This window comes from Dorea sp. AM58-8, assembly GCF_003464045.1.
Lineage (GTDB): Bacteria > Bacillota > Clostridia > Lachnospirales > Lachnospiraceae > Claveliimonas > Claveliimonas ammoniilytica.
Genome location: NZ_QSDM01000018.1, coordinates 43927 through 51413, shown reverse-complemented (window position 1 = coordinate 51413; position 7487 = coordinate 43927). Strand labels below are relative to the sequence as shown.

Annotated in this window: 4 protein-coding genes and 1 pseudogene; all 5 read right to left on the bottom strand. The window is 45.3% G+C overall.

Features of this window, described 5'->3' with window-relative positions; translation table 11 throughout:
* Positions 1-113 precede the first annotated feature (113 nt).
* Entirely contained in the window at positions 114-1325 is a 1212-nt protein-coding gene (locus DXA18_RS12285; protein WP_118384140.1) for an aspartate kinase, read from the bottom strand.
* A gap of 9 nt (positions 1326-1334) precedes the next feature.
* A complete protein-coding gene (locus tag DXA18_RS12280; protein WP_118384139.1) occupies positions 1335-2537 on the bottom strand; it encodes a cofactor-independent phosphoglycerate mutase in 1203 nt (400 codons plus the stop codon).
* A gap of 3 nt (positions 2538-2540) precedes the next feature.
* Positions 2541-3761: a homoserine dehydrogenase gene (locus DXA18_RS12275; RefSeq protein ID WP_118384138.1), complete on the bottom strand. Its 1221-nt coding sequence runs from the start codon at positions 3759-3761 to the stop codon at positions 2541-2543.
* A gap of 5 nt (positions 3762-3766) precedes the next feature.
* Positions 3767-4877, bottom strand: a protein-coding gene (gene prfB, locus DXA18_RS12270; RefSeq protein ID WP_118384137.1) for a peptide chain release factor 2 whose coding sequence is annotated in 2 segments (ribosomal slippage) — positions 3767-4801 and positions 4803-4877 — 1110 coding nt in all. Because the reading frame shifts where the segments join, the coding sequence is not laid out codon by codon here.
* 43 nt (positions 4878-4920) lie between these two features.
* A pseudogene (gene secA / locus DXA18_RS12265) lies at positions 4921-7483 on the bottom strand (preprotein translocase subunit SecA).
* Between the last annotated feature and the right edge of the window lie 4 nt (positions 7484-7487).

Sequence of the window (7487 nt, the reverse complement as noted above, 5' to 3'; positions counted from 1 at the left end):
TATTAGCCACCTTTTTCTCTTTTTATAGATAAAATTTAGGGGAGACAGATGAATCATTTCGATTCATCTGCCTCCCCCGTTTAGAACTGCCATTAACCGACAGCCCCTTTTCTTTATTCCAGCTGTCCGGCAAATCCGTCGTGTACAGCATTCAATGCTTTCTCTACATCCTTTTTGTCAACCAGTACTGTAATACGGATCTCAGATGTAGCAATCATATTGATGTTAATTCTCGCATTATAGAGAGTCTCGAACATCTTAGCAGCCACACCAGGATTACTCATCATACCGGCACCGACTACAGAAATCTTAGCCACATCTCTATTGCTTGTGATTTCTTTAATCGTCAGTGCTTCTTTGTGATCCTCCAGAATATGGATTGCATCATCCAGATCATCCTCGGATACAGTAAATGAAATATCCTTAGTTCCATCTCGTCCCACTGACTGCAGGATGATATCTACGTTCATATTATTCTTTGCAAGTGTATTGAAAATGCGGAATGCAGTTCCCGGCTGATCGTCTACTCCGATCACTGAGATTCTTGCAGTATTCGTGTCGGCTGCAACGCCTGTGATTAACATTTTTTCCATTTTGACTTTCTCCTTGATCACTGTACCTTCTGAACGGTTCAGGCTGGATCTTACCACCAGCTCTACGCCGTATTTTTTAGCCATTTCCACTGATCTGTTATGTAAGACTTTCGCTCCAAGAGAGGCTAACTCCAGCATCTCATCATAGGTCACTTCATCCAGTTTCATCGCATTCTTTACGATTCTCGGATCAGCTGTGTAGACACCGTCGACATCCGTAAATATCTCACACCTGTCAGCATGTAACGCTGCTGCCAGTGCCACTGCTGTGGTATCAGATCCACCTCGGCCAAGTGTCGTCAGATCATCATATTTATTAACGCCCTGAAAACCAGTCACGATTACAATCTTTCGTGAATCCAGCTCGTGGGTAATACGATCTGTATCAATCCTCTTGAATCTTGCATTGCCATACCGTTCTGTAGAATGCATCTGCACCTGAAACGCATTCAGCGATACTGCAGGTACATCCAGGCTCTGCATAGCCATAGCCATCAGGGATACGGATACCTGTTCTCCTGTGGTCAGGAGCATATCCAACTCTCTTTTCTTTGGATTAGCATGAATGCTATGTGCCATAGCGATCAGATCATCGGTCGTATCTCCCATTGCTGACAATACTACTACTACATCATGACCGGCTCTATAATCTTCGATGCACCTCTCTGCCACGCGAAATATTCTTTCTTTATTAGCCACAGAACTTCCGCCAAACTTCTTTACAATTAACATAGCTCCTCCTTAGCATTCCAGAAGATGATCGATCAATCGATAACCATCCTTCCAGATGCATGTGCTCTTTGCTGCTTCTTTTTCATTATATGTATAAATTCCGTCAATTGCCTTTCTACTGTCGTAAATCATATACGGAACCGGCTCAGATGTATGTGTTCTCACACAGATCGGCGTCGGATGATCCGGAAGTATCATTAGTCTGTAATCTTCTCCCGACCGGTCCATTGCTTCCGTGATCCTTGCCACAACACGACCGTCCACATTCTCAATCGCTGTAATCTTATCCGTCATAGAACCCATGTGTCCCATCTCATCCGGTGCTTCTACATGTACATAAGCAAAATCATAACCATCCTCTAACAATGCGTGGATTGCCGCATCTGCTTTGCCCTCATAATTGGTATGCAGTCCACCATTGGCACCTTCTACGATAATACGATCCATATCTGCACCGACTGCAATTCCTTTCAACAGATCCACCGCCGAGATCATCACACCCTTTTTGCCGGTCTTTTCTTCAAATGATGCAAGTGCCGGTCTGGTACCTGCACCCCAGAACCATGCAGAATTAGCCGGGTTCAGTCCCTGCTTCTTACGCTCTACATTGATCGGATGATCTTTCAATATCTCATAGCTCTTCTTCATCATGTCAAGAAGTACTGAATCCTTCGGCAGGTATTCTCCAACGGTCTTTGTCAGGATATCATGCGGCGCCGTAAGCTCTAACACTTTACCATGTTTCCAGATCAGAAGATGACGGTAACTGGTACCTGCGTAGAATTCATAACCTTCTCTTTTCAGGCCTTCTTTTAATGCCTCTAACAAAACGGTAGAATCTTCGGTACTGATCTCACTGGAACTATGATCGATGATCTTCTGATCTTCGTAAGCACCACCATCTTCCGTCAGTGTCACAAGATTACAGCGGAACGACACATCATCTGCTGCCATATCTACACCGATACTGAGTGCTTCTAACGGTGATCTTCCGGTATAATAAATCTTCGGATCATATCCCATTACTGACAGATTGGCAGTATCACTTCCCGGTGCCATTCCTTCCGGCACCATAGATGCCAGTCCGATCTCCGCTTTCTCTGCAAGGCGGTCAAAATTCGGTGTATCAGCAGCTTCCAGCGTTGTCTTACCGCCCAATTCCTCCAGCGATCTTCCTGCCATTCCGTCACTTAACACGATGATATATTTCATAAACTAGTCCTCCACGCGAATCATGCTGATAATATCTTCTGTATAATCAGACACTTTTTTCTCATATAAGCCCTCTTTCATGGATTCTGTCACAAATCCGAACTCTCCAGCAATCTCCGGAACTTCAACATACTGTAGCATTCCGAAGGATGCTTCCAGTTTCTGCTGAAGTTCTTCTTTCTTACCTTTGATACGCACAAAGAAACGATGCTCAACTTCTTCCTGTTTCTGAATTTGAAGTTTCTCCTCGCTCCATCCATAGCCAAGGTTATGACCGATATTCTTAACTGCTTCGACTATATCACCAACTACAGCACTGGCCGTTGGAAGCTTGCCTGCGCCACTTCCGTAAAACATCGCATCGCCCAGCATATTGCCATGTACAAATACTGAATTAAAGACTCCGTTAACACTGAACAGTGGATGAGCCTGACTCAGGAGACACGGAGATACCATGGCACTAAGCGTCTCACCATGTCTCTTGCATGTTGCAAGAAGCTTCACCGTTCTTCCCATTACCTTTGCATACTGCATATCTTCTACTGTTACTTTCGTAATACCTTCACAGTAAAGGTCTTCAAAATCTACCTGCTTACCGGAAATAATAGACGCCAGGATTGCAATCTTACGGCAGGCGTCATAGCCTTCCACATCTGCCTCCGGATTACGCTCTGCAAATCCATTGTCCTGTGCCTCTTTTAAGACATCATCGTATCCGGCGCCTTCATAAAACATCTTAGTCATCATATAGTTAGTTGTTCCATTCAGAATTCCCACAATCTCTTCGATCACGTCTCCGGTCAGAGATTCATACAAGCTTCTGAGGATTGGAATGCCTCCACCCACACTTGCTTCATAGAAGAAATTCACATTCTGCTCTTTTGCAACACGGATCAGCTCTGCGCCATGCTTTGCTACCAGTGCCTTATTCGAAGTAACAACATTCTTTCCTGCCAGAAGACTTCTCTTTACAAATGTATAAGCCGGTTCAATACCACCCATCACTTCTACAATGATCTGAACTTCTTCGTCATTTATGATCTCTTCAAAATCATGAGTGATTAACTCCTGTGCCGGATCTCCCGGAAAATCTTTCCGATCCAGTACATATTTTACTTCCAGTTCTTCTCCTGCTCTCTGTGCGATCACTTCACGGTTGGCACGGAGTACCTCATAGACTCCGGATCCTACTGTTCCATATCCAAGCACTGCTATCTTTGCCATATCTTCTACCCTTTCCTCTGTTCCTGTAAAAAAGCATTAATAAATGGTTCCAATGCTCCGTCCAGCACTGCGCCAACGTTGCTGCTCTCCGCACCTGTCCGGTGATCCTTCACCAACGTATACGGCTGCATAACGTATGAACGGATCTGATTGCCAAATCCGATCTCTTTGATCTCACCACGGATATCTGACACCTTATCCGCCTGCTCCTGCTCTTTCAGAAGCTTTAACTTCGCTTTCAGCATCTGCATTGCCTTATCACGGTTATGATGCTGTGAGCGTTCATTCTGGCACTGTACCACAATTCCTGTCGGCAGATGCGTGATACGGATTGCCGATGATGTCTTATTGACATGCTGACCACCCGCTCCACTGGCTCGATAGGTATCGATCTTCAGTTCATCATCACTGAGTTCAATATCATCAATATTATCCTCAATATCCGGAATCACATCACAGGATGCAAATGATGTCTGTCTCTTTCCTGCAGAATTAAATGGCGAAATACGCACCAGGCGGTGTACACCTTTTTCAGACTTAAAATATCCATAGGCATTCTCACCACTGACCTCAAACGTAACCGTTTTAATCCCTGCCACATCTCCTTCCAGAAAGTCCAGCACCTTCACACCGAATCCTTTGCGCTCTGCAAATCTGCTGTACATACGGTACAGCATGCTCGCCCAGTCACAGGACTCCGTTCCGCCAGCTCCTGCATGAAGTGTTACAATTGCATTATACTTATCATATTCGCCCGACAGAAGTGTCTGGATGCGCAGGCTCTCATAACCCTCTTCAAATGCATTCAGCTCTTCTTCTATCTCAGGAAGTACCGATTGGTCTTCTTCCTCATACGCCATCTCAATCAACAATCCAATATCTTCATAGCTCTGTTCCAGATGTCCCACTGTCTCCACCTGATCTTTCAGGTCTTTGAGCTCCTTCATAATCTTCTGGCTTACTTCCGGTTCATCCCAGAATCCCGGTTCTTCCATCTTACGTTCTAATTCTTCAATCCTCTGTTTCTTTCCAGGGATGTCAAAGTGAATCCCTCATTTCAGCAAGTGGGCTCTCGTAAGCACTGAGCCGTCCTTTATACTGGTCCAGTTCTACCACACTATCACCTCTTTCTACTTAAATACATGAAATACCGGGACGTTTATTTACGTCCGCAGCACTGTTTATACTTTTTACCACTTCCACATGGACATGGATCATTTGGATAGATTTTCTTATTCTCACGCTTTTTCGGTGCACGTACGGCACTTTCATCCTTATTCGTACCGGTTACCTTGGCTACTTCTTCGCGTTCTGCTTTCTGCTCGATCTTCACACGGTATAATGCACGGATCGTATCAGCAGAAATTGCTCTTGTCATCTCATCAAACATCTCATATCCGATCATCTTGTACTCAACCTTCGGATCTCTCTGACCATATGCCTGCAATCCAATACCCTGACGCAGCTGATCCATGTCATCGATATGATCCATCCATTTATTATCGATAACCTTCAGAAGAACCACTCGCTCCAGTTCACGGATATGCTCTGGTTCCGGGAACTCTGCTTCTTTCTGCTCATACAGCTTCACCGCACGCTCTTTCAGCATATGCTTCAGCTTCTTAGCATTCATATCCTTAACTTCTTCCGGTGCAACCGGCTTCATCGGGATCACATTACAGAGGCTTACATTAAAGTTCACCAAATCCCAGTCTTCCGGATCTGCATCTGCAGGAATATCACTGTCTACCAGATTCTCCACATATTCTGTGATCATATGGATGATAGAATCACGCATACTCTCGCCGTCCAGGACCTTCTTTCTCTCAGAGTAGATGATCTCTCTCTGCTCATTCATTACCTGGTCATATTCCAACAGGTTCTTACGAATACCAAAGTTGTTATTCTCAATCTTCTCCTGCGCCTTCTCAATTGCACTGGATAACATCTTATGCTCAATCTGTTCGCCATCTTCTACACCAAGTGCATTAAACACGCTCATCAGACGTTCAGAACCAAACAAACGCATCAGATCATCTTCCAGAGAAATGTAGAATCTGGATTCACCCGGATCTCCCTGTCGTCCGGCACGTCCACGGAGCTGATTGTCAATACGTCTGGACTCATGACGCTCTGTACCGATGATCTTAAGACCGCCAGCCTTTCTTGCCGCATCGTCCAGCTTAATATCCGTACCACGACCGGCCATATTAGTAGCGATCGTTACCGCTCCATGCTGACCTGCCTGCGCTACAATCTCAGCTTCCATCTCATGAAACTTGGCATTCAATACATTATGCTGTACACCTCTTCGCTTCAGCATACCACTCAGAAGTTCCGATACCTCGATCGTGATCGTACCAACCAGCACCGGCTGTCCTTTGGCATGTGCTTCTTCTACTGCATCGCAGACTGCTCTGTATTTTTCCTTTTGCGTCTTATATACGGCATCATCCAGATCCTGACGGATGACCGGCTTATTGGTCGGGATTTCTACAACGTCCATTCCGTAGATCTCACGGAACTCCTTCTCCTCTGTCAGCGCGGTACCTGTCATACCACTCTTCTTCTCGTATTTATTAAACAGATTCTGGAATGTAATGGTCGCCAGCGTCTTACTCTCACGTTTCACCTTTACATGTTCCTTCGCCTCAATCGCCTGATGCAGACCATCAGAATAACGGCGTCCCGGCATGATACGTCCGGTAAATTCATCTACGATCAGTACTTCATCATCCTTAACCACATAATCCTGGTCACGGAACATCAGGTTATGCGCACGGAGTGCCAGGATAATATTATGCTGGATTTCCAGGTTCTCCGGATCAGCCAGATTGTCCAGATGGAAGAACTTCTCTACCTTCTTCACACCATCTTCTGTCAGGTTGATGTTCTTTTCCTTCTCATCTACGATAAAGTCTCCGGTTTCCTCAATCTCTTCTCCCATGATGGCGTTGATCTTGGAGAACTCTCCGCTGGCTTCACCTTTTTCCATCTGTCTTGCAAGAATGTCACATGCTTCATAAAGCTTCGTTGACTTGCCGCTCTGTCCGGAAATGATCAGTGGTGTACGTGCTTCATCGATCAATACAGAGTCGACCTCATCGATAACAGCAAACTTCATGCCGCGCTGTACCAGCTGTTCCTTGTAAATGACCATGTTATCTCTCAGATAATCAAATCCGAGTTCGTTATTTGTTACGTAAGTAATGTCGCAGTTATAAGCAGCACGACGTTCTTCTTTGTCCATACTGTTCAGTACTACGCCGACTGTCAGTCCCAGAAATTCATGTACCTGTCCCATCCACTCTGAGTCACGCTTTGCCAGATAGTCATTGACCGTAACGATATGTACGCCTTCTCCTGTCAATGCATTCAGATATGCCGGAAGGTAGATACCAGTGTCTTACCTTCACCAGTCTTCATCTCAGCAATACGTCCCTGATGAAGAACGACACCGCCGACTAACTGTACACGGAAATGACGCATGCCAAGTACTCTGACAGACGCCTCTCTCACCGTCGCGTACGCCTCTGGAAGCAGGCATCCAAAGACTCTCCTTCTGCATAACGTTCTTTGTATTCACGGGTTTTGTCCCGAAGCTCTGCATCCGACAGCTTCTGCATCTCCGGCTCCAGTGCTTCTATGCGATCCACGATAGGATAAATTCGCTTTAATTCATTTTCACTATGTGTTCCAAACAACTTTTGTAATAAGCCCATATTG

What these genes read in the sequence shown, in the direction of transcription:
- DXA18_RS12275 (WP_118384138.1), bottom strand. Translation starts at nt 3,761, where the DNA reads ATGGCAAAGATAGCAGTGCTTGGATATGGAACAGTAGGATCCGGAGTC.
- DXA18_RS12280 (WP_118384139.1), bottom strand. Translation starts at nt 2,537, where the DNA reads ATGAAATATATCATCGTGTTAAGTGACGGAATGGCAGGAAGATCGCTG.
- DXA18_RS12285 (WP_118384140.1), bottom strand. Translation starts at nt 1,325, where the DNA reads ATGTTAATTGTAAAGAAGTTTGGCGGAAGTTCTGTGGCTAATAAAGAA.